The 23111-nt window shown below is 48.9% G+C and carries 17 protein-coding genes; 11 read left to right on the forward strand and 6 right to left on the reverse strand.

Going from position 1 to position 23111, the window contains the following annotated elements; translation table 11 throughout:
• The first annotated feature begins 83 nt into the window (after positions 1-83).
• Genes ASG81_RS05645 through ASG81_RS05655 form a run of 3 tightly spaced genes read left to right on the forward strand, consistent with a single transcriptional unit; the run spans position 84 to position 4728 of the window.
• The gene (locus ASG81_RS05645) at positions 84-1853 is read left to right on the forward strand and encodes a cache domain-containing sensor histidine kinase (RefSeq protein WP_056630275.1); all 1770 of its coding nucleotides are present in this window, start codon (positions 84-86) and stop codon (positions 1851-1853) included.
• A gap of 49 nt (positions 1854-1902) precedes the next feature.
• The gene (locus ASG81_RS05650) at positions 1903-3450 is read left to right on the forward strand and encodes a response regulator transcription factor (protein WP_056630279.1); all 1548 of its coding nucleotides are present in this window, start codon (positions 1903-1905) and stop codon (positions 3448-3450) included.
• 18 nt (positions 3451-3468) lie between these two features.
• Positions 3469-4728 (forward strand): extracellular solute-binding protein, encoded by a 1260-nt coding sequence (locus ASG81_RS05655; RefSeq protein WP_056630282.1) that lies wholly within the window; start codon positions 3469-3471, stop codon positions 4726-4728.
• A 96-nt stretch (positions 4729-4824) separates the two neighbouring features.
• On the opposite strand, the gene ASG81_RS05660 is transcribed toward ASG81_RS05655, so the two are convergent.
• A complete protein-coding gene (locus ASG81_RS05660; protein ID WP_056630284.1) occupies positions 4825-8169 on the reverse strand; it encodes a DEAD/DEAH box helicase in 3345 nt (1114 codons plus the stop codon).
• Positions 8170-8339: 170 nt separating this feature from the next.
• Between ASG81_RS05660 and ASG81_RS05665 the strand changes: the two genes are divergently transcribed.
• On the forward strand, positions 8340-9314 hold the full coding sequence (locus tag ASG81_RS05665; protein WP_056630287.1) for an aldo/keto reductase: 975 nt from the start codon (positions 8340-8342) through the stop codon (positions 9312-9314).
• A gap of 114 nt (positions 9315-9428) precedes the next feature.
• Here ASG81_RS05665 and ASG81_RS05670 read toward each other — a convergent pair whose 3' ends face one another.
• Together ASG81_RS05670 and ASG81_RS05675 are read right to left on the reverse strand one after the other, a co-directional pair.
• On the reverse strand, positions 9429-10802 hold the full coding sequence (locus tag ASG81_RS05670; RefSeq protein WP_056630289.1) for a YheC/YheD family endospore coat-associated protein: 1374 nt from the start codon (positions 10800-10802) through the stop codon (positions 9429-9431).
• Positions 10803-10864: 62 nt separating this feature from the next.
• Positions 10865-11617, reverse strand: a complete 753-nt coding sequence (locus tag ASG81_RS05675) for a YheC/YheD family protein (protein ID WP_056630292.1) — start codon at positions 11615-11617, stop codon at positions 10865-10867.
• A gap of 219 nt (positions 11618-11836) precedes the next feature.
• On the opposite strand from ASG81_RS05675, the gene ASG81_RS05680 reads away from it, so the two are divergent.
• The 3 genes from ASG81_RS05680 (at position 11837) to ASG81_RS05690 (ending at position 15495) form a co-directional block, all read left to right on the forward strand.
• The gene (locus ASG81_RS05680) at positions 11837-12880 is read left to right on the forward strand and encodes a YheC/YheD family endospore coat-associated protein (RefSeq protein WP_056630294.1); all 1044 of its coding nucleotides are present in this window, start codon (positions 11837-11839) and stop codon (positions 12878-12880) included.
• A 253-nt stretch (positions 12881-13133) separates the two neighbouring features.
• A complete protein-coding gene (locus tag ASG81_RS05685; RefSeq protein WP_081417151.1) occupies positions 13134-14153 on the forward strand; it encodes an NlpC/P60 family protein in 1020 nt (339 codons plus the stop codon).
• 226 nt (positions 14154-14379) lie between these two features.
• Positions 14380-15495 (forward strand): CapA family protein, encoded by a 1116-nt coding sequence (locus ASG81_RS05690; protein WP_056630299.1) that lies wholly within the window; start codon positions 14380-14382, stop codon positions 15493-15495.
• A 130-nt stretch (positions 15496-15625) separates the two neighbouring features.
• Here ASG81_RS05690 and ASG81_RS05695 read toward each other — a convergent pair whose 3' ends face one another.
• A complete protein-coding gene (locus tag ASG81_RS05695) occupies positions 15626-16144 on the reverse strand; it encodes a C40 family peptidase (RefSeq protein ID WP_056630302.1) in 519 nt (172 codons plus the stop codon).
• A 296-nt stretch (positions 16145-16440) separates the two neighbouring features.
• Here ASG81_RS05695 and ASG81_RS05700 point away from each other — a divergent pair, with 296 nt between their 5' ends.
• Genes ASG81_RS05700 through ASG81_RS05715 form a run of 4 tightly spaced genes read left to right on the forward strand, consistent with a single transcriptional unit; the run spans position 16441 to position 20525 of the window.
• Complete coding sequence (locus tag ASG81_RS05700) at positions 16441-17931, forward strand: spore germination protein (RefSeq protein ID WP_056630304.1); 1491 nt, start codon at positions 16441-16443, stop codon at positions 17929-17931.
• A gap of 34 nt (positions 17932-17965) precedes the next feature.
• The gene (locus ASG81_RS05705; protein WP_056630307.1) at positions 17966-19123 is read left to right on the forward strand and encodes a Ger(x)C family spore germination protein; all 1158 of its coding nucleotides are present in this window, start codon (positions 17966-17968) and stop codon (positions 19121-19123) included.
• Positions 19124-19135: 12 nt separating this feature from the next.
• A complete protein-coding gene (locus ASG81_RS05710) occupies positions 19136-19381 on the forward strand; it encodes a hypothetical protein (RefSeq protein ID WP_056630310.1) in 246 nt (81 codons plus the stop codon).
• Positions 19382-19412: 31 nt separating this feature from the next.
• A complete protein-coding gene (locus ASG81_RS05715) occupies positions 19413-20525 on the forward strand; it encodes a GerAB/ArcD/ProY family transporter (RefSeq protein ID WP_268795761.1) in 1113 nt (370 codons plus the stop codon).
• A 43-nt stretch (positions 20526-20568) separates the two neighbouring features.
• On the opposite strand, the gene thpR is transcribed toward ASG81_RS05715, so the two are convergent.
• On the reverse strand, positions 20569-21138 hold the full coding sequence (gene thpR, locus ASG81_RS05720) for an RNA 2',3'-cyclic phosphodiesterase (protein ID WP_056630317.1): 570 nt from the start codon (positions 21136-21138) through the stop codon (positions 20569-20571).
• A 91-nt stretch (positions 21139-21229) separates the two neighbouring features.
• Complete coding sequence (locus tag ASG81_RS05725; protein ID WP_056630320.1) at positions 21230-23014, reverse strand: ABC transporter substrate-binding protein; 1785 nt, start codon at positions 23012-23014, stop codon at positions 21230-21232.
• Positions 23015-23111: the final 97 nt, after the last annotated feature.

Below are 23111 nucleotides of genomic sequence, written 5' to 3' on the forward strand. Positions count from 1 at the left end.
CTGCTCCCTTTAAATAACATTCTATGTAAATCGCAATGAATTAGGTAAACTATGAGTATCTTCTTTAGCAGGGTGGACAGCATATGGCGCGTTTCGAGAAAATATCCAACCGTTTTGCTTCGAAAATGATTTTGGCTTTCTTATTGATCATTCTGATTCCGACTACTTTATCGGGGTTCTCTTTCTATTTGGAATCTTCTGCGCTTGTGAAACGAAATGTCAGAGCATCTACCGTTCAGGTTACGAAACAAACCGCGGATGCGCTGTCTTCTATTTTCAACGCGGGAAGCGATACTTCCGATTTAATATACAGCGACTTGAAGGTCCAGAAAGCGGCGATGCAGTTCAGCGTAAGTCCGCTCAGCAAGCAGGCGGAGATGTCGCAATCATTAGAAACGCTGCTTAATAATGTCGTATATTCAAGCTCGTTCGTTAGAGTCGTTCATATTATTAAAGGAGGCGGGATCGGCTGGGGGAGCGGCACGTTCTCTATTGCTAAGCTGCGCAAAGTCGATCTGAATCAGCAAAAGTGGGTCGCGGAGGCCAAAAAGCAGGATGGGGGGCTGGTATGGCAGGCCTTGCGGAAGGATCCCTTCAGCGGTGCCGGGGAAAATACCGATCTTGTGCTGCCGATCAGCCGCACGCTCAAAGATTTTGAGTCGCTTCGGCAAATCGGATTTCTTGTCGTCAATTTGAACGGCAAGGCCATTATTAATACGATTAATCAGGTTAAGCTTGGACAAACCGGCCGTTATATGGTCGTAAACCCCGATGGGCAAATTATGATCGCTGCCGACCTCTCGCGAATCGGACAAACCGTCGTGGATTCTACCTTGCATGAGCTTATCGTGCACAATGACGAGGTTGAATTCGAATACTTCAATAACGGCGTTCATTACTATGGCGTAAAGCAAAGGCTGAGCAACGGCTGGCTGCTCGTCGGTACGGTGCCTACGGTTGAAATAACGGGCGCGCTGGACAAGCTGCATACCCGTATTTTACTGACCTCGGCCTGCTTTGCATTGCTCGCGGTGCTCATTGGCCTTCTGATCGCAAATCGGGTTACAAAACCGATCAAGCAATTGACGTTGGAGATGAAACGCGTGCAGCAGGGCGATTTATCCGTGCGGACGGCGCTAACCTCTACGGACGAAATTGGACTGATGAGCAAGCATTTCAACAAAATGCTGGATGAAATCGAGCAGCTCATGGTGCGGGTGGGGCAGGAGCAGAACGAGAAGCTGGAGGCGGAGGTGCGTGCGGTCACGTACCGAATTCATCCGCATTTTCTTTATAATACGCTTAGCACGCTAAGGTGGCTCGTTCGGGCGCGCGAGACGGAGCGTGCGGATCAGGGACTGGCGGCTCTGACCAGACTGCTTCAAGCGAACATGGGCAAGAACGGACAGATGGTCACGCTTGAGGAAGAGCTCGAAATCATTCAGAAATATATCGTGATACTGGAAATGCGGTACGAGCAGAAATATGCTTTGCTCATTGATGTGCAGCCCGGTACGGAGCAGGTGAATATACCAAGGATGCTGCTTCAGCCGCTGGTCGAGAATGCGGTGTTCCACGGCTTCGTTCCGCTTAACCGCGGAGGTGAAATTACGATTAAGGCTGCGAAGCGCCAGGACGAGCTGCACATTGAAATCAGCGATAACGGAGCGGGCATGGCACCCGAGAAGCTGCAGACGTTGAATGCCAAGGAAGGCAAGGCGAAGCGGGGAATCGGGCTGCAGCATGTCCACGATTCCTTGAGGCTTTATTTTGGACCGGGCTCGGGTATGACGGTTACAAGTGAACTGGGGCGCGGCACGCAAATAGATATCGTCATCCGCCTTCAAAGCTGATGCTTCCAAATTCAGACACGTCTTTCAACAACTTGGAGGAGGGAATAACGTGAACGATAACGTTCTGATCGTGGACGACGAGCCGATCATTCGAAACGGGCTTAAAAGCTTTATCGATTGGGAGGAGCACGGGCTTGCTTTAGTGGGGGATTGCGCGAATGGCCTCGAGGCATTGGAGCTGCTGCGCTCCCGTCCCGTTGATATTTTAATAACCGATATTAAGATGCCGGTCATGGACGGCCTGGAGCTGACGCGGAATGCGCTGGAGGTTAATCCGCAAATGAAGGTCGTTCTTATCAGCAGTTACGATGAGTTCGATTACGTTCGCGAGGGGATGAAGCAAGGGGCTGTCGATTACCTGCTCAAGCCGTCGCTGGAAGCGGAGGAGCTTATTGCTGTACTTGACCGCTGTAAGGATATGCTCCTGGAAAACCGCAGGCAGGCGATGCAGAAGAAGCAGCTCGACGAGCAATTGACGCTGCTGGAGAGAAGGCGATCCGAGCAGGAGATGAAGCGGCTGCTCGCGTCCGGGCGGTCGGATTTTCGGTTTAGTGATATTTTTGGCCACAAAAATTTATGCTACATTTGCGCTTTGGTCGTATCGGATGGACTAAATGAATGGCAGGAGCATTATGGGCATTTGCATATCAGCATTATGTATGAGGATATGCAGTCCATCTTTTACGAGCAATTTCAATCCGGCAGCGCGCACATTTTAACGGGAGAAGGCCTCTTCCTCATCTATCCCTATGAGCAGGATGCCGAAGGGAAGCTTGAGCGCTTCAAGGCGCAGGTAGCCGCTGAGTTATCCGTATCGGTTTCGATCGGCTACTGCATCGAGAAGGAAAGCGGGCTGGTGGAAGCGGGACTGCAAAGAAGCTGGACGGCGGGAGAACGGCGATTTTTTGAAGGGACGGGCCGGCTGTTTGCCTGGGAGCTGCCGCCGGATGAGCGCGAAGGTGGGCATGAATACGAGGAAATGAAGATGCACGCGATCGTCGAGCGGCTTCGTTCCGAGAACAACGCCAAAGCGGTAATCGACAGCTTCGTTTCGAGGTGGGTGAAGGACGGTCCGACGCCGGAGCTTGTGAAGAGAGAGGCTTATGAGCTGCTCTCCGCCTATGCTTACTTAAACGGGGATTCCAAAACGCTGTCGGATTTCCGGGATCATATTTCGCGCTGCGATACGGTTGTCCAGCTGGAGTCGGCCATCCGTCATTTGTTCGAGGAGATGGAGCATCCTAATCAGCTCCGCTTGAATGATAAAGGCCATAGCGGACAATTAATCACGAAAGCGATTGAATACATTAAACTTCATTACCGGGACGATTTAACGCTGCAGGAAGTAGCGGATACTATTCATGTCAGCAAAAGCTATTTCTCGAATTTGTTCAAAAAACAATCGGGCCAAAATTTTATCGATTATTTGATCGACTTGAGGCTGCATGAAGCAAAACGGATGCTCGTTCAAAATGAGTATAAGATTTATGAGGTAGCGGAAAAATCGGGCTTTAACGACGTAAAATATTTCAGCAAGCTGTTCAAAAAAATGACGCAGATGACTCCTGTCGAGTATCGGGAAAAGCATCAACAATAGTTGATAGAGGAGATAGACATGTTTGCCATAAGGCTGATTATGATCGTGTGCTTCCTTGTCGTTGCTGCAGGCTGCGGCCAGCAACCCATCATATCCAGGGAAAGCGAAGTTGAGAAGATCAACAATACGGAGGACCATGAGATTGAGTTCTGGCATACGTACAGTGACGAAGAGACGCGAATTTTGGAGGACGTGCTCATTCCTGCGTTTGAGGAGGCGTACCCGGCTATTCATGTCGTGCCTGTTCGTCAAAGCAATAATGCGGAGCTGAAAAATACGCTTATCTCCAAGGCATCTGCCAATAGAGCGCCAGATGTTGTCCGTATGGACATCGTATGGGTGCCGGAGTTTTCACAGAGCGGGCTCTTGCTCCCACTTAGCGAAAACGGTGATTTTGATGAAATCACCCAAACGCTGCAGAGCAATACAGGCTCGGCCGGCTATTATGAGGGCGCCTACTATTCGTTACCCGTGAATATGAATACGAAGGTTGCTATATTTAACCGCGCATTGCTGAAGCAAGCCGGCTTGTCAGAGCCGCCGGCCACTTTTCAGGAGGTCATTGCGCTCGCTAAGAAGGAACGCTACATGATCGGCATGAGCGGGCTGGTGCCATGGAGGAGCCTGCCTTATATTTATGCCCTTGGCGGGCGGATGACGGATGAATCGTATACGAGGGCATCCGGCTATCTGGACGGTGAAGCGACTGTAAAAGCGGTAGAACAGCTCTTATCGTTATATAAGGAGCAGCTGATTGACCGGACGGTCATTAACGGCGGCGGCGATAATTGGGAGGGCGTAAAATCCGGGAAGGTTTTGGTCACAGACGATGGGCCGTGGTTCTATAGCGTCTTCCAAGGCAATGAACTGAAGAGAGCGGTAAACGCGACGATAGCGGTTCCTTTTCCCCCTGTTTACGGTCCGGCTTCCATCTTGGGCGGAGAAGACCTCGTTATTATGAAGGGCTCCAAAAATCCAAAGCAGGCATGGCTGTTTATGAAGTGGATGGTTAATACACAGTCGCAAATCGCGATGTCGCAAACCGGCTTGATCCCGGCCAACCTGAAGGCCAAAGAAATAAAGGTACAGGGCGAGTCGTTTATTCATCCGTTTGCGGAAGCGCTCAACCATACGTTTTTACGGCCGCCAGTGAAAAACTACAGTCGAATTGACGGTATTTATACGGCGTATATGACCAAAATTTTTCAAGAGGAGCTTTCGGTTAAACAGGGCTTAACGGAAGCGGCAGCCGAGATTGACCGATTATTGAAGCCGTAGCCTTCAAAACAGGTGGGGAAAAATAGGCATTCTTAAAAGTTGATGACACAATAAAAAGCCTTGATCGACAGATTGTCCGTTGATCAAGGCTTCTTCTTATTCAATCATCAGAATCTCACGAATCTCCTGCTCCGATAGGGAGGACAACGCCTCTTGACCCGGCTGGATCACCTCGTCGATCAGGTTTTTCTTCTTCTGCTGAAGCTCGTACATTTTATCCTCCACCGTGCCCTGCGTGACGAGGCGGATGACCTGCACGACGTTTTTCTGTCCGATGCGGTGAGCGCGGTCGGCTGCTTGCTGCTCGACGGCCGGATTCCACCACAGGTCGTAGAGAATAACCGTGTCCGCTCCCGTCAGGTTCAGTCCGGTGCCGCCTGCTTTTAACGACAGGAGGAAGAGATCGCGCTCTCCGTTGTTGAATCGGCTGCAGAGGGCGACGCGCTCAGCGGCTGGTGTTTGTCCGTCCAAGTAGAAATAAGGCAAACCCCGGTAGCCAAGCTCGCGCCCGATCAGACCGAGCATTTCCGTAAATTGCGAGAAGATGAGAAGCCGCTTGCCCGCACTCTGGCATTCCCCGATTATTTCGAGGAGCTGCTCGAATTTGGCCGCGCTTCCCTCGTAGCCTTCGACGAACAGCGCAGGGTGGCAGCAGAGCTGGCGCAGCCTCGTTATGCCCGCCAAAATCCGAATCCGGTTTTTTTGGAAGCCCTCCTCGTTCAAATGCTTCACCGTGTCCTGCTGCAGCTTGGCCAGGAAGCCCACATACAGCTGCTTCTGCTCCGGCAGCAGCTCGGACGCCTGAATCGATTCGATCTTCTCCGGAAGCTCCTGTAGAACATCGCTCTTCAGTCTGCGCAGCAGAAACGGACGAACCCGCTTAGCGACGGCTTCTAGGGTGAGCTCGTTAAAGGCTTGCTTGCTCGGGAATAACTCAGGGAATACGGCGCCAAAAATCGACCAAAGCTCCTCCAGCCTGTTTTCCACTGGGGTTCCGGTCAAAGCGAAGCGATACCCGGCCTCGATAGCTTTGACCGCTTGCGCGGTCTGGGTCGTATGGTTTTTGAAATATTGCGCTTCGTCCATAATCAGCGTGTGAAAGCGCTGCTTCTTATACTGCGCGATATCTTTGCGCAGCAGGGGATAGGAGGTAATGATGACATCCGCCTCTAAATCGCCCTTCAGCACGCTGCTGCGTTCCGCTTTGCTTCCGTCTGCGATAACGGCGCGAATTTCGGGAGCGAATTTTTTGAGCTCATTCAGCCAGTTGTATACGAGTGAAGCCGGGGAGACGATTAAAGCAGGCTGCTCCCGCTTTCGGATTTCGGGCAGTACGGAGACGATAAATGCGATCCCCTGCACCGTTTTGCCAAGCCCCATATCATCCGCGAGAATACCGCCAAAACGGTAGTGTGCCAGCGTCTTCATCCATTGGTAGCCATACTTCTGATAATCCCGCAGCACGGGCGCGAGATGATCCGGTACAGGGAAATCCAGATTGTCCGGATTTCGCATATTTTCTAACAGCCGGCGGAACGATTTGCCGAGCTTTACGGCGCTGCCGCTCTCATGCGAGTCGATGAGATGCAGGCCGCGAACCGCGGGAATGCGGAATTCAGTCCCGTGGATATCCCCTTTGCGCAAGCCGACATCATTCAAGAAGCGAATGATCTCTTGAAACTCAGCACCTTCGAGCGGTAATAACGAGCCGTCCGGCAAACGGTGATATTTGCGCTTAACCTCAAGCGACTTCAGCAGGCTGCGAATTTCCGATTCCGGTATACCATCCATATTGAACTTGAATTCGAGCCAATCGGTGCGCTCATCCACATTAACCGTCACCTTTGGCGGCGCATGCTTGGTCACGATCCGCACCTTCACGGCGGAGGTGGCATATACGGCAAGCAGCTTCTCTAGCTGCGGGACGACGTTGTGCAGAAACTCGAATTCCGAGTCCTCATCCTCCATAAAATAGCCGCCTTCGGTTTTGGCGAAGGGGACCAGCTCCATCAGCTCCAATATGCGCCGCTCCTGCTCCCCGTCCCGCATCAGGATGCGGTCGGAGCCGCGGTTTTTGCCGCTGCCTTCTAACGGATTGATCATAATGTCGCCGTATTGGAACTCTAGTCCGGCGAGCAGCCTGTCTCTTACCCGATCGAGATAGAGCTTCGCTTTAAGCTGCGTATGCAGAATGCGGTCGGATATGGTTTCCGCGATGCCGACGCTGCCCAGCTTCATCAGGCCGGGAACGACTCTCTCCATGAAAGGCTCCATTTGCTCGGGGGCAATATGAATTTTCGGCTTGCGGGAGGTGTCGACCAGATGCTTCAGCTCCGCAAGACGTTTGCAGGAATCCGGCTGCAGCTTCAGCAGCTTGCCTTCCGTAATGACCAGCTCGTACTCCTCCATTACGGTCATTTGGCCGAGGCCCTGAATATCCAATTGATAGCCGTCGCCCGTCGCTTGATCGAAGGCAAAATGAAGCGGAATCGCTTCGTCGGTCAGCGTAATGCCGGCAAACGTCCGATTGCCGTACACAAGCTGAGCCGAGGGAGCCGCGATAAGCAGAGGGAGCAGCGCTCCCCAAGAGAAAGGGGGCACAAGCAGCATGCGGTCACCGCTCGCTGGAGCTTCTTTTAGAAATGACCGGACCGACGTTTCGCGGATGAGCGCCTCATTGCGATAGATTTGAATGAGCTGCCTGATCACCTCATCGTTGCCTTGCAGGAAGCTGTGAATAGCCGGATCATACGTAAAATGCTTCGAAAAAACGAATGCCTCCCGGCGGTCGACCTTCTCAAGAAATTCTCGTATTCGCTGTACGATATAGAGCCGCTTAGGCCCAACCTTCAGCTCGATGCCGAACATATGCTTCCGGTAGCCGTAGGGGTAGAGCTTGCATGTAATTTCTACATCGAGAGGAGTCCTCGCATCGAAGAGCGAGCGGCTCGCGCCGGTTCGAAGAGGCCGGCCGCTGAACAATTCCAGCAAGCCGTTAGCAAGCCGGGGATCTGCTGCTTCAAATCCTGCATGCCCGGCAAACCGGGGACGTATATGCGCTTCATCTCCCTCGTCATCAACATCCTCATCCCCGTAAGGTCTATCCTCCGGATGAAGGAGGGAGGGATAGACGCGGGCGGATCTGGCGCTTTCTTGCTGGTGATCAAGGATGTGCAGCAGAGCGGCTGCCACATGCTTGCAGTATTTGTCGTAGGTGCTGAATGCGAGACAGGTGCATGCCGCATCGACATCTCCATCAAGATCGATATCGATCGTAACCTCGTAGCGTCTTTTTCCCAGCACGGCCGCCTCATAGCTTGCCGCCTGCGGATTTGAGCTCGTAATCGTTACTTTTCCCTCTCTATAGTAAGCTTCTCCCCGTTCGTAGAAGGCATCGCCGCACAGTAATTTAATAACCCGCTGGGATAATTGATCGCTCATCGCCTGATTCCTTTCCGGAAACGGAAACGTTTGTTCCGATTTATCATTTAGCTCTTATCATATCAGAATTTATGAGCCAGGTCATAATCGAAAATACTGAAATCCCATACAATCAAGTCTATAATGGAGAAAATAGAAAGACTTATAATGGAAAAAAGGAGCTGAGCATGATGCAATTTCGCCGACTTGGCAATAGCGGACTTAAAGTATCTGTACTTGGACTCGGAACGAACTCATTCGGCAAGCGTGCCGATTATGAGACATCCAAACAAATCATTCATTATGCATTAGACAACGGAGTCAATTTTATGGATACCGCTAATATTTATGCGGGTACCGAATCGGAGAAAATCATCGGGCAAGTGCTGGAGGGGAACCGCCATAGCGTCCTGCTGGCGACCAAAGCGGGGTTAGTGAAAGGGGCAGGCGTAAATGAGCGGGGCTCGTCCCGCTATCATTTGCAGACGGAACTGGAAAATAGCCTGAAGCGTCTGAAAACCGACTATGTCGACCTGTATCAAATTCATACATTCGATCCGGAGACCCCTCTTGAAGAAACGCTGCGCGCGCTTGAAGATATGGTGCGCTCAGGCAAGGTGCGCTATATCGGCGCGTCCAATTACTTGGCGTGGGAGCTGATGAAAGCGATAGGCATCAGCGAAAGGCTGGGGCTGAACCGATTCGTTTCCACGCAGGTGAGCTACTCTCTCGCGGATCGTACGCCTGAGAAGGAGCTTGTCCCGATGTGTCTTGATCAAGGGGTCGGCATCATTCCTTATTTTCCGCTGGCGGGCGGTATTTTGTCCGGCAAGTACAGCTCCTCGGATAAGGCGCCGGAAGGCTCCCGGGCGCAAACCGATCCGAATTTCAGCAAATTTTTGGATGACAAAACGATTGCGCTCGGCGAACAGGCGGGAAAACTCAGCAAAGAGCTTGGGTGTACGCCAAGCGTCCTGTCGCTTGCATGGCTGATGAATAAGCCCGCCGTTTCGACGGTTATTGTAGGGGCTGCGCGAAGGGATCAGCTTGCGGAAAATATGAAGAGCGTTTCTCTTCAGCTGGATACAGAGGCCCAAAAAAAGCTGGATGCGATGAGCAGCCCGTTTCGTAACGGCGAGCCTTTCGCCTTTTACCGATTGCCGTAAGCATCAGTGGATCTCATCAATTGCGGGCGGCTCCCGCCTACGCCCGGCCAAGATGAGCGCCATCATGCATGGACGTTCATCTTGAATGGAGCTGCCGGGCTTCATGGCGGACAACTAGTCGCTAATATTTGCTGAATAATTAGCATACTGAACAAACTTCGTTACGGACGGCCGAATTTTGCCGGATGCGGACAGCGGGGCTTTATCGTTTTTCGACGGCTTGGAATTCACTTCGATCAGCCATACATGACCTTGCGTATCAATAGCCAAATCAATGCCAAGCTCGGCAAAATGCCCCGTCATTTGCGTCTCGATGCCTTTGGCTATTAGCAGCGCAGCCCGCCTCAGCTTCGCCAATCCGCCGGACGACGCGGCAGCGCCTGTTCGCGAGAGCGCAGCTTTGACGGTTGTTATCGTTCCGCCGCGGGCCTGATTGGAAACGAATTGCTGATTGCCGGCAATTCTAGCGACAATAGAGGTGATGCTCCACTGCCCGGTGTCATCGCGCTGTACCACCGCCCGGAAATCGACCGGCCTGCTGCCTACTGATAGGAGATTAAGACCCCGCTGAATTTGATAGCGGTTTTTTTTCATTTTGCTGGAGATAGCGTTAAACAATTTCTCTATGCTTGTGAATGATTGTTTGCGGACGCCGTTGAAACTGTTGAAATGACAAGTGTACGTTGTATCGGCATTCCGGTTAATGCGGATAATGCCTTTGCCCAGGCTCCCGCTGTTCGGTTTTAGAAACACGACGTTATGATTGCTGCACATCGTTTTCAACAGCGCAAAATGGCTGAGCAGATGGGATTCCGGAAGATACACATGCAGCTCGGGCTCTTGTTTAAGTGCCTGGAAAACTTCTGTTTTATTTAAATATTTCTCATTGAAAAATACGGTGTTATAACGGCTTTTGGCGTATATTATAAACTGCTGAACGCTCGCCAGTCTTTCCAGTTTACGGGAGGTTACGCGGTTATAGATCACATTGGGGATTGGAAAGCGATACCGCACCCATTTGTTCGTATATCTCCAGCCGTTAATCGTATCAGACTGCCTTTGTATATCCGCATGCGTGAAAAAAAAGATGATAGAGTAATCCAGCTTGCTTGCACGGATAAGCTCGCGGCAAAATGACGTATTGACGCCGAAGGGGTTACTAGGCATTTTCCTATTAATGTGACTGAGCATCACGCCGATAAGCGGGCCGATTTGAAGCGTTTTAGTGCTGGGTTGATATTGAACGGACAGCTCGTCACCATGAGCGAGCCCCCATTTAGAAGCGAGCGCAGCGCTGATGAGCAGAACATCTCTTTGTGGCGAAGGCTCGACCAGTACCTCCTGACTAGCTGATCCGAAGCATAGTTTCAAGGATTGCCCAATGGGGATCGTCCACATTTCGACAATCGATTCATTGAGCATGAGGACCGATCCGTCTGAAGAGGCGCTGCCATTTTGTATTTGAAGCTTAACCTTTGTACGGTTCATGCGAACTCCTTCCCAGCACCGACTTGTCATGAAGAAAGACTTCGAATGCTTGAAATCCTTATTTAATCAGCAGTATTTCTGAGCAAGCGGACAGAATAGGAGATTTGCGCAAACAGGCGCGGGTTCGAGTGATATTTGAATAATTGAAATTGAGGTTTGGTGTTTGCTTCCAACAGCCAAATTTTATGATTGGTATCGATGGCAATATCTAAGCCCAGCTCCGTTATTTTAGGAAAATGCAGCTTCATAGCGTCCGCGATCAGAATGGAAAATTCCTTGATACGCGTATCCCATTGCGCCCCGTTTTCTTTCGGAATTCTAAGCGCCTGATGCAGGCGAATCGGCCGTCCTCCGCTGCTGTGGTTCGTTATGAACTGGTTCTTCGCCGCCACCTTCCCCATAATTCCGAAAAACCGCCACAATCCGTTCGGTTTAAGATGCAATAGAGCGCGGAAATCGACCGGGCTTCCATTCACTCGAATCAGATCGATGCCCTGCTGCACGAGAAATTTCTCTGCACCGATCAGTTTTTTTAGTTTAAGAGCAGCTTTCTTCAGATCACGGTATATAAGTTTCTGTGAAGCCGTCTGGATGACATAAGTGTCGTCCTCATGCGTAACCTTCATAACGCCTTGTCCCTGCATTCCGATGTCCGGTTTGACAAAAAGGACAGGATATCGTTCGATCATTTGGATGAATGCTTGCGGAGAGAACAGCTCTGTTTCGGGCAAATATTCACGGAGTTCCGGTTCGCCCCAGAGTGACTCGTGCTTCAACCATTTCCTTCCGGGATATTTAATCAATCTAGCTTTCACTGTGGAATCTCCTCCGTTGATTAACAGCAGTTCACGTCATGAAATAGGCCTCGATCGACGTTATTCATGTTATTCCGGCATTTCACAAAGAGTACCTATCCGCAAGATTATTCATGATTTGGGCGAATATCTAAAGCGGGACAATAGCCTTTGAGCATAGGATATTATACGGTTCATGCATTGGAGAGCCTAGCAGACGATAAAGATCGGAGATCGAGTATGAATAATATTTTAGGCATCATGACACACCGTATCGCGCGCCCGGAAAGCTTTCGCCGTCATGCCCAATCTGCGCTGGCAGAAAAATTCGACGGCGTCGTTGTTTTTACGCCAAGGGATGTGGACTTGGAACAGCGGCAAATTCGCGGCTGTCTGTTTCAGGACGGCAGCTGGACCAGGAAAACCGTCCCTTACCCCAAGATTAATATGGATATCGGTTTCTACCCGCCAGCGTTAACTGCAAGGGCCAGCCTTGTGAAAAAGAGCAAGCAGCTGCGCTTTACCGGTTACGGCCTCGGCAATAAATGCAAAATTCAGAGCCATTTGCATGGTTCCTCGGTTCTTCAACCGCTCTTGCTGCCAACCGAACAAATAACGAATGCCCAGCAGTTCATCAAATTTTTGAAGAAGCATGGAAGTGTTATGCTGAAGCCGATCAATGGGTGGGGCGGAAGAGGAATTATAAGGGTATCGATTGAAAAAGAGCATTTCGTCATTCAAAGAGACGGGATGCGCAAGCAGATTTTGCCCAGCGCCCAGCTGGACTCCTATATTTGGAGTGTACTCAAGAAAGGCCGGCATTTGATGCAAAAATGGATAGACATCAGAAACAAAAATGGGAAAGTGTTCGACATTCGCGCACTTATGCAAAAGAAAGACGAAGGCAACTGGAAAATGACAGGAATGGCCGTCCGGGAAGGTATGAAGGACAAAATTACCTCGAATATTAAGAGCGGCGGCGACGCATATAAGGTGGCAGATTACCTGGAGAGAGAGTTTGGCAGCGAGAAAGGAGAAGCGCTCACAAAATCGATTGTCGAGGTGGCGGAATACATTCCGGAATTTGTGGAAAAATCATACAACTCCCGCTTGTCTGAACTCGGGATCGATCTCGCTGTTGATACTAGTGGACGGCTTTGGCTCATAGAGATCAATATTAAACCGGGGAAAATGATTATAAGACGACTGCACGGGAAAAAGGCGTGGGAACAATGTCTTCATATCCCTTATCAATATGCTCGAAATTTGTCGGTAAAAAAGTGAAAAACAACGGCCCTTCACCCGAACTCGCATGCGGTGAAGGGCCATTTATTTAAAATATAAGAAAGTATAAATTTGAACCTTATACGATGCTTATATTTCACCGCGAAACGAGCTTTTGCCGCAAAGACGGCGTCAGCCGTTTACACTTGTGGGGAAAGATGGAAGCAAAGAGGGTTTGGATATATGTACCAGCGAATTTTACTAGCAAAACTTGCTATCATAGGAATATATCTCATAAGGAGTTGGTAGATCTATGAAGAAAAAGATTATTGGCCTGACATTGGCTTTGTCATTAAGCACAACAGGAATAGCCTTCGCCGCAACAGATTATTCTAAGTCCGAAGCGGTGTCTAAGTATAACAAGTATATTGAAGCGGATAGCTATGTGAAAGACGAATTGTACAATGTGGCGGATTTCCGCAGTAAATATGCCTCTCTAAAAGGAACTTTGGCTTATCGGGTCATTGAGCGCGCTATATGGTATATGGAAAACGGTTACTTTATTTACGGTCATGGCTATAAAGCTTACGGCAAATATGGCTATGAGGATTGTTCCGGATTCACAAGCCTCGTTTTCGGCGACTTTGGCTACAGTATTACGGAATCCTCCGGCAGCTATGATTCCGTAGGAACGAAGGTTGCAGGTGTCGGCAAGAAAAAGGTAGACGGGAAATGGCAGCTGACAGGCACCCAAAACTTACGAATCGGCGACATTTTGACGTGGCAGCAAAGTGATCATATTTCCCACGTCGCCATTTATATGGGAACCAACCGAGCTGGACAACCCGTCGTTATCGGCACAAGAGGAGAAGGCAATCCTACGGCGCTAGGAACGGTAGACAGCTGGTCGTACTGGTGGGGAGAGAAGTTCCATTCCGCGAGACGCGTTTTGCCTAATGCTGCCCTGAGCGGAATGGCAGGAAAAACAGAAAAACCGCCTGTAATCCCGCAATCATACATCCTTCCGCCGCAGAAGACCGTACCTGCATGGACAAATGGAATTGCGCAACAACCGGCGCCGGCGCCGCAACCGCCTGAAACCATAAATCCGGATGAGCAGCAAGCGCAGAAACGATATGTTGTTACGAAGCAAGGCTGGGTATCCCTAAAAGCATCCGCCAGTCAAAGCTCAGATACCGTTGGAAGGCTGGAGCTGGGAGAGAAAGCTGAATTAATTAAGGAAGCTAACAGCTATTGGTACCAAGTAATAGTGGATGGTAAGACAGTATACATAACGACAAACAGCACGTATACCACAGTAATAACGGAATAACGGGATAGTAATCAAACGAAACGGGTATGACGCCAAGTAAATGGATGCGGCCGGGAATTTCTCGCCGTACGCATCATTACGGGCGCTCATGCCTTTTTTTTATTGCGGGATAGAATGCGGAATATGGGCGAATATCCAATGCCGGACTCGTGTCCTGATCATATGATAAGATGTGGCTCCGCGCTTTTCGAGAGTTCAAAAAAGATTTAGAGAACGGAGATGAATCATGAGTACGGATATTACGATCGCCGCGGTCGGAGACTTTTTGATAAAGACAAGGATTATTAACTCAGCCAGAGTTTCCGGTGAAAAAGGCTATTCTTTCGATAAAATATTTGAACCCGTTGCCTCTTATTTGCGTGACGCGGATTTTACGATTGGCAATCTGGAAACGAACTTTGGCGGAACCGGCTCTGAGGGCAAGCCAAGCGAGAAAACGATTGATGCCGTATACTCCGTAGTGAAAAGGCATCCTAAAACCGGATGGCCCATGTTTAATTGTCCGGATCAGTTCGCTGGCACACTCAAAAATCTCGGTTTTGACGTGCTAACCACAGCAAATAATCATTGTATGGATTGTGGAATTAACGGTCTCAAACGAACATTAAAGGTGCTTGATTCCCAGGGTCTTGCTCATACAGGAACGTTTCGATCACATAGCGAGTCGCAACAATATTTAATTAAGGAAGTCAAAGGAATAAAAATCGGTATTTTAGCCTATACGAAAACAACGAATAAAATTCCCGTGCCTTCCGAACAATCCTGGGCTGTCAATCTGATCCATGCAGGCAAAATCACTGCAGACATCAAGAAAATAAAAGCCCAAGGCGCCGAGCTCGTTATCGTATGTATGCACTTCGGAAGAGAATACGGTATGTTTCCGAATGTTCAGCAAAAGGAGTTTGTTCCGTTATTATTTAAAAACGGGGCGGATATTATTCTAGGCGCGCATTCGCATGTCATCCAGCCGGCTTTATTTTACAAGGTAAAGGACAATACGGGAGTGAGCAAACAAAGGTTTGCGATTTACTCCTTAGGCAATTTCATTTCTACCCGGCTTTATTGGAACGACCATACACTAACGGGGCTCATAACCAGGCTTAATATACGGAAAAATGATGACGGAACGATACAGATTATGCAAGCGGAATTTATTCCTACCTGGACCCGTATCACAAGATCTGGCGAAAGGAGCGTATTTCGGATACTGCCGTTGAAGGACGCGATTAAGAAACAAACGGACATAGGCGGCAAAGAATGGGATAGGATGAAGACGATGTATGAGCATGTCAAGCGGCATATTAAACGAAATACGGATGCTCCCGAATTAAAAGTGCTTTAACGGAAATCGTTAAAAATATAGACAAAGATCACCCTCATCCTGCCTTGCAGGATAGTAGGGTGATCTATTAACGGAAAATTCCTGACGAATAGGAATCGATATGACTGTGCTTCCTCACGAGGCTGCGTGATTACCTAATAACCCGTCTTGCTACGACAAATCTGTTTTTGTACCAGCTGTTTGTATAAATGTTTGAAATGATAACATCTCTACTGGAGCTAATGTTGTGAATCATTTTTCCATTGCCAATGTATATTCCAACATGACCGACATTACTCTTGTTGCTGCTGTTGAGCCAAAAGAAAACCAAGTCGCCTTTTCTAAAGTTGCCCCATGCGACTCTCGTACCTACTCTAGCTTGATCGTCGTCATCTTTGTTGACAAGCCTTACACCGACATTAGCAAGTCTGTACGCCAGGTATGTGAAACCGGAACAGTCTGTTCTATAGGGGGCATAACTTTCTTGTCTGTATCGCCAGTTTACATATTCGACCTTATTTGTAAGACTTATTGCAGTCCGGACAACCTTATCTCTTTTCTCTGCTACTGATAAGTAGGCTTCGGCTTTCTGTACTTGTAATAATGATGTTGCAGGCAAGCTGATGGCTAACATCAAGATTGCGATTTTTCTTTTAAATCCTTTATTCATGTGATGTTCTCTCCTCTGTGTTAGTCTCACATGTATTATAAGTTTACTTGATAGAGGGAATAAACCTGCAAAAATTGGTACGAAACTGTAAAAAGTACATAAAAAGGTTAAAAAAAACGAGTTGAATTGCGGTTTTTTATTCATTTTTAATGGCGTCAGCCGTGCCGAATGAATATTTTTTCACTTGTTGTATACTCTTCCGTATGTTAGAATGCCTGATTTTTTGTATACGCTCATAAGTTAGGGGAATAATGGTTAAAAATGAGTTGAGGCTATTGAAATCAGGTGATACCTACATGACGAACCCTCCGAAAACACCCATTTCCGAGCGGCTGACGGAAAATTTGCGGTACTTGGAAGCGATATTTTCGATAAGCACGGATATTATGTATAGGCATTGGAATTATGGACCTGAGCTGAAGTACACCGCTTGTTCCATTTATTACGGATCGCTTGTCCAAGAAGACACCGAAAATTATATGAAGATATCTCTTCAAGACCTCGTTACGCATGAGATTGGTCCCGGTATGGACCTTACGCCTTTGGATATCCGTACATTTTTCGAGCATGATGTCGTTTCGGGAAAAAAAGCTATCATCCTTAACGATTTGCATAACGTGGTGGAAGAAATATCGGAAGGCCGCCTCATCATTTTATTTGATCAATGGGATAAGGCATTAAGCTTTAAGTCACAGTCTGTTGAGAGCAGACAGGTGACTGATCCGGTTAACGAATCGGTTGTTCAGGGACCGCGGGAGAGCACGGTCGAGAATTTGCAGAAAAATATCGGCCTGCTTCGGCTGCGCCTAAAAACGCCTAAATTCAAAATAGAATCGATTACCGCGGGCGGAGATACAAAAACCACTGTCGCATACGGTTATATTGAAGATAAAGTTGATGGTGAATTGTTGGCCGAGTTTAAAAAAAGAATAGAGCAAATTAAAGATCTTGAGATTATGGAGACCTCGTATATCGAGCAGCTCATTGAGGACTCTACCTATTCTCCTTTTCCGCAGCATCGCTATACGGAAAGGACAGATATGGCGGTGGCTGCGATGATGGATGGAAAGATTGCGGTCATGGTACAAGGCACGGGCGGTATTTTATTATGTCCGGGTCTTTTTACAGAATTTTTTCAATCCAGCGAGGATTATTATCAACGCACGTTGCTTTCAAACTTGGTTCGTTGGCTTCGCATAGTTGCCTTTATCATCGCTCTGACCTTACCAAGCATCTACATTGCTCTCTCGACTTTCCATCCCGAGTTGATCCCTACCGTTTTGCTGCTTGCGGTTCTAAATGCGCGGGAAGGCATCCCTTTTCCAGCTTTTTTTGAAGCGCTGCTCATGGAATTTTTCTTTGAGCTGATGCGGGAGGCAGGGGTCCGATTACCAAGGCCGGTCGGTTCTGCCGTGAGCATTGTAGGGGCGTTAGTCATTGGAGATGCCGCCATAAGCGCGGGTATTGCTTCTCCGATTGTGGTCATCGTCGTCGCGCTGACGGGCATCGCCTCATTTTCCATTCCGCAATATAACATCGCCATCTCCTTGCGGATATTGCGATTTCCGCTAATGCTTAGTGCGGCCATGCTCGGGGGCTTCGGCATGATGATTTGTTTTTTATTTATTCTGCTTCATCTCTGTACGCTGCGCACGCTTGGACAACCTTATTTGTCACCGCTGGCACCGTTTAGACTGGCCGAGATGCGGGATGTCATCGTAAGAATTCCATTGAAAAAACTGCTTCGTACCCCCCGGAACCTGCATAAGCAAAAACCGGTCAAATAACTCTTACTTAAGCATCATGCGGAAAGAATGAGGGATGATGAAAAAATTGGCGATTGTACTCTTCCTGACGGCTATATTTATCATGCTGCCCGGCTGCTGGAGCAAAAAAGAGCTGACGGAATTAGGCTTTGTAATGGGTATCACGCTTGATCAAGGGAAAGACGGGAAAATCGACATGCTGACACAAGTATACCGTCCTACTTCCATACAGAGTACAGCGACTGCATTAACCAGAGTCTCCAGCATTAATGTTAAGACAAGCGATGATTCTGTCATGGAGGCGGTACGCGATATTCCCATACATTTGGGCAGAAAAGCGCAATTCAGCCATATGCGGATTATTGTTGTTGGAGAAAAGCTGGCCAGGTCGGGTAACATTGGCAAGCTCCTCGACCTTTTTTACAGGGATCATGAGCCTCGAAGCAGCGTTTCCCTCGTGATTGCTAAAGGCAAGGCGAGCAAGATGTTGGAAAAGAAGCCGTTAATTGAACAGACCACGGCACAGCAGCTATTGCGGGCGGAGGAAACGGCTTATAGAAGTTCGGCCAAAACGTTTGATACCTCACTGCTGTATTTGGTGATGCAGATGAAGAGCGCTCATCCGGATACGGTCGTGTCTTATGTGTATGAAGATAAATTATCAGATAAAATGTATAACTCAGCGGGCCTTGCGCTGCTTCAGAATGGAAAAATGAAAACTGTTTTACCATCCAATAAGGTGGAAGGACTGCTCATGCTGCGAAATGAGTATAAATCCGGCGTAATTGAAATTCCATGCGCGGCTAAGAAAAGAGAAGTGGAGAATACGGAGATTCTTACTATACATACGCGAACAAAGCCGGTTATCAAGGGGGATAAGGTATCTGTAAGCGTTAAGCTGCAAGGGGATGTATCGATTGGCGAATTGAAATGTTCGAAATTGGACACCGAGAAGGATGAGGCCGAATTCATTCACCGAATCGAAGAAAAAATGAAGGAGCAAATGAAAAGCACGATCCGTTTCCTGCAGGCGAATAAAATAGAGGTTATCGGAATCGGTAATGCTATCTACAAAGCGGATCCCAAGAAATGGGGGAAGATCAAGCAAACTTGGGATGCGCAATTTGCGGAAGTCCCCTTTGACATTAAGGTCAAATTGAGGCTCATCACAAACGGAACCATAACCGGCAAACCCGCAGTAGAAGCTAACTAGAGGGGGTTGAATATGGTCGAACGGGTATTTATCTTAGTGATTGCTTTCGGCAGCATGCTGCTCTATGACGGGTTTAAATTAAAAAATAAAATCAGCAAGAGAGAGAAAACCGTCTATGGTATCCTCCTGATCTTCTGCTTGTATGCAGCTCTCGATTATATAGTGAATAAAAATTGGCTTGATTATTATGATGTAATCAAGTCTATTCTCGGGGGCACAGCGAAAAAAATCGATGATTTTTTAAATGTAAACAAATAATCGTACCGAAAGGGCAAAGGAGGGGAGCAGCATCGACAAGCAAACCGTCAGCCATTTCCAAATGGGAGTGCTTTTTTTCGTGTTCATGACCGGTTCTTCGATCATCAATATTCCGGGTCCGCTCATCGGTAAAGCGAATAACGGGGCATGGCTTTCGCTTTTGTTGTCAGGCGGGTTCGGCTTTCTTCTATTAAGCTGCATGCTGTTCCTGTATCGCCGCTTTCCCGATATGACCTACGTGGAATACAGCCGCAAATTAATCGGAACGCCGCTTACCGTTATCTTTTCCGTCTGCACCATGTCTCTTTTCATCCAAATGCAGGCGGGTATCGTTATAGATGTGAGCTTGTTCATGGTGAGCTCCATGCTGAGGGAAACACCGATGTACGTATTTTCTTTTCTTGTCTACGCCATTTCAGCTGCAACCGCCCGTGCCGGACTTGAGGTTATGGCGAGGATGTTTACACTGATCCTGATCCTGATTACTTTTTTTATTATTGCTGTATTGCTGGTGGCGATTCCCGATTATGATCCGTCGAACCTACTTCCCGTTATGCCTAAAGGAATCAAACCGGTGCTTCATGGCGCTTATTTCTCTTTTGGATTTCCTTACGCCGAGGTTTTCCTCTTCTCGATGCTGTTTCCGTTTGTCAACAAAAGCTCTTCGCCTAAATTGTGTAAAATAATGCTAATTACGCTTGGGCTCAATCTTTTTATATTGTGTTTATCCACGGTGTGCGCCATTATGGTTTTTGGAGCTTATGCAGGGGAGCGGCCATACGTGCTGTTTTCTTTGGCGCGGATTATCGAGTTCCAGGAAATTATTCAAAGGATGGAATCCATTATAGGCATGTCGCTCATTTTGGGCTCTTATATGAAAACAACGATTACCTTGTATGTGTTTAGCTTATTTTTAAGTCAGCTATGCCGGTTTAAGGACAGTCGAATCTTAGTTATGCCGCTGGCATTATTAACCTTTCTTATCGGACTCGTTGCTTTTGACGGGGCTGCGGAGTGGGGGTTTATCGTGTCCGTCATACACCCGCTATGGACGTATGCCGCGTTTGTTGCTCCGCTGCTGCTGCTGACAGTGGTCGCATTGTTCAGAAAGCAAGAGCAGTCGAAGGAGGAAGGGATTTCATAATCCTGCTTCCCCTTATATGGAGCATATTGACTTCCGTTATTGCTCAGGATAAGGGAAACTCGCCGATAACCTCATACATCGGTGAAGCATTCATATGGGTACGCATGAGCACGAAGCGATCGGCCTCCCATTCGAATAAGGCGGGAGCGGAGACAGTCGCTTCAGGAGGCATTTCGCCGCTTCCGGCAAATCCTCTAGCTAGTGTGATATGCGGTGCATATGGGCGATCCTCCGGCTCGAATCCAATCGAACGTGTAGCTTTTATGACCTCCCGATGGAGAGAAGCTAACCGCTCAAGGTCTCCGTTAACGGCAGCCCAAAGGACGCGGGGTGCTTTCGGCGGGCCGAAGGTGCCTGCCCCGTTCAATGCCAGAGAAAGAGGCGCCGCTTTCGCTTCCCGCAGAACGGCCTGCAGCGCTTCTTGCTTTGCTGCCGGCGTTTCGCCCAGAAACTGCAGCGTAATATGGTAATCACGCGGATGGGACCATTTTCGAAAAGGAAGCTTTTCTTTATGGGCGCGCGTCCAGACTTCCAGCTTCCTCGAAATATGCTCCGGTACCGGAATGGCGACGAACAAGCGCTGTGTGTGCTCTTTCGAAATAGTTTGCTCCATTTTAGATAACCCCTTTCTTTATTGAAGAACCTAAAGCCCTCAATCACTTTCTCAGTATGTATCTATAGCAGCCTGAACATGCAATCCCCTTCTATGTAAACCAAATATCCCGAAAGCGGACCCAGCCCAGCGACTCGAGTGAAATGCCGCGAACGGAGTGGTGGAAAGCCGTCTTTAGATGCTTGCGGTAGAGGAACAGCAGGCTGTGCCGTTCTTTGAGCTCCGCTTCAATTTGCTTGAATATCGCTGCCCGGCGCTCCGTACCCGGCTCTGATAAAATAGCCCGAATGCTCTTCTCGAGTCTTTCATGCATTTCTGGCTGGGCATGCTGCTGCATGCTCTTGAACAGATCGATGAGACGAAGCTCGCGGTGCTCGTCCAGCATGACCGCAAATAGCAATAAGTCGGCTGACATGCGGGCCGTTCCTTTGAATTGCTCCGCATCGATGAGGCTGATCTCAAGCGGAACGCCCGACTTCGCGCATACCTGTTGAATGATCCGGGCATCAGCTGCGTATTGCGGAATCGTGGCAAGAACGAGTGATTCACCGTTGTAACCGGCGGCTAACAGCGCTTTTTTAATGGCATTAATTTCCCTCGAAGCCTCGGGTTGACCGCCATCAGAAGGTTCCGGCCAGAAGCTGTCCACGCCTTCAATAACATCCCCCGACAGCAGCTTCAGAAGCTCCGTCCGCTCGATGGCGTGGTCAATCGCCGCTCGTATGGCGGGGTTTGCCAGCAAACCTTCCTTCTGTTCATTTACCGTAATAAACTTGCAGGTCATGCCCGACTGCCGTACCTGCTGCCACCGTTCAGCTGCCGCATCCGACAATCTCGCGTTGTGCATGACCTGAAACGATTGCAGCTCAGCGCTATTCTCACGCGTTGCCTCCTCTGCAATGGTCCACACCTCTACCCGATCGAGAAAGGCCCTTCCTTGAAAATAAGCGGCAAAAGCCTCCAAAATCCAAACACCCTGCTCGTTTCCAGCAAATCGGAAGGGACCGGTGCCGATCGGCTTCCCGCCGAATTTCGCTCCTGCCGCTGTGCAAGCATCTTGGGGGACGACCGATGCGCGATTGGTCGACAAGAAGGCGAGAAATGCTTCATTGCGTTCGGCCAATTGAATGCGTATGGTCGTATCGTCCGGCGTGTCCATAGAGACGATACCGGAGTAGACCCAGCTGTAAAGCCCAAGCGGCGCCAAAAGCTTGAGCCGCTCAAGTGAATATTTGACGTCAGACGAATCAAGCTCGCGGCCATGATGGAACAGCACTCCTTTGCGCAAATAAAACGTCCATCGCGTCCGCGATTCATCGACCTCCCACGCATGCGCAAGCTGCGGCAAAATTTGCTCGCCCTTCGGATCGATGCGGACAAGCCCGTCGAACAGCTGGTTGACGAGATGGGACTCGCCCGTATAATGGATAGCTGCCGGATCTAGCGAATAGATCGTTTGCGAGAGGGGAAAGCGCAAAATATCGGTGCGCCGCTTGCCCTGCACCTCGGAATGAAAGCCGAATTGACCGGACAGCCAATCCTGAAACTGATCGCGCAGCTTGGGCGACTCCTCTACCTGCTGCAGAAGCTCGAGCGCCGCATGCAGATCCTGCTTTTGCATCATTTCCTGTGCTTCCTGCAGCGCGACCTGCTCCTTGCTTACGAGGAAGGAGAGCGACGAGCGGTTGCCCCGTCCCCTCTTAGGCTCCCAGGTCAGCCATTCCTCCTGCTGCATCCGCTTCAATAGAAGCACCATATTTCGATGTGTGCAATCGAGCAAATTTGCAAGCTCCTGCGTTGTTACTTCAAAGGAGACATTCTCTTGAATGCCCGGATAAGATCGTCTAAGCGCTAAGTAATGCCGACGTATTTTCATGCAAATTACTCCCGCCTTAAAATATGAAGTTTTCCAGTTATAACTTACACTTTTTGTTCTTGTTTTCTAGGTTACAATAAAAGGAGGAAATTAACAA

It is taken from the genome of Paenibacillus sp. Soil522, assembly GCF_001428245.1.
Classification (GTDB): Bacteria; Bacillota; Bacilli; order Paenibacillales; family Paenibacillaceae; genus Pristimantibacillus.

Excerpts from the sequence above, each read along its gene's own strand:
- ASG81_RS05645 (WP_056630275.1), top strand. The coding sequence starts at position 84 with ATGGCGCGTTTCGAGAAAATATCCAACCGTTTTGCTTCGAAAATGATT.
- ASG81_RS05655 (WP_056630282.1), top strand. The coding sequence starts at position 3,469 with ATGTTTGCCATAAGGCTGATTATGATCGTGTGCTTCCTTGTCGTTGCT.
- ASG81_RS05660 (WP_056630284.1), bottom strand. The coding sequence starts at position 8,169 with ATGAGCGATCAATTATCCCAGCGGGTTATTAAATTACTGTGCGGCGAT.
- ASG81_RS05665 (WP_056630287.1), top strand. The coding sequence starts at position 8,340 with ATGCAATTTCGCCGACTTGGCAATAGCGGACTTAAAGTATCTGTACTT.
- ASG81_RS05670 (WP_056630289.1), bottom strand. The coding sequence starts at position 10,802 with ATGAACCGTACAAAGGTTAAGCTTCAAATACAAAATGGCAGCGCCTCT.
- ASG81_RS05680 (WP_056630294.1), top strand. The coding sequence starts at position 11,837 with ATGAATAATATTTTAGGCATCATGACACACCGTATCGCGCGCCCGGAA.
- ASG81_RS05685 (WP_081417151.1), top strand. The coding sequence starts at position 13,134 with ATGAAGAAAAAGATTATTGGCCTGACATTGGCTTTGTCATTAAGCACA.
- ASG81_RS05690 (WP_056630299.1), top strand. The coding sequence starts at position 14,380 with ATGAGTACGGATATTACGATCGCCGCGGTCGGAGACTTTTTGATAAAG.
- ASG81_RS05695 (WP_056630302.1), bottom strand. The coding sequence starts at position 16,144 with ATGAATAAAGGATTTAAAAGAAAAATCGCAATCTTGATGTTAGCCATC.
- ASG81_RS05700 (WP_056630304.1), top strand. The coding sequence starts at position 16,441 with ATGACGAACCCTCCGAAAACACCCATTTCCGAGCGGCTGACGGAAAAT.
- ASG81_RS05705 (WP_056630307.1), top strand. The coding sequence starts at position 17,966 with ATGATGAAAAAATTGGCGATTGTACTCTTCCTGACGGCTATATTTATC.
- ASG81_RS05710 (WP_056630310.1), top strand. The coding sequence starts at position 19,136 with ATGGTCGAACGGGTATTTATCTTAGTGATTGCTTTCGGCAGCATGCTG.
- thpR (WP_056630317.1), bottom strand. The coding sequence starts at position 21,138 with ATGGAGCAAACTATTTCGAAAGAGCACACACAGCGCTTGTTCGTCGCC.
- ASG81_RS05725 (WP_056630320.1), bottom strand. The coding sequence starts at position 23,014 with ATGAAAATACGTCGGCATTACTTAGCGCTTAGACGATCTTATCCGGGC.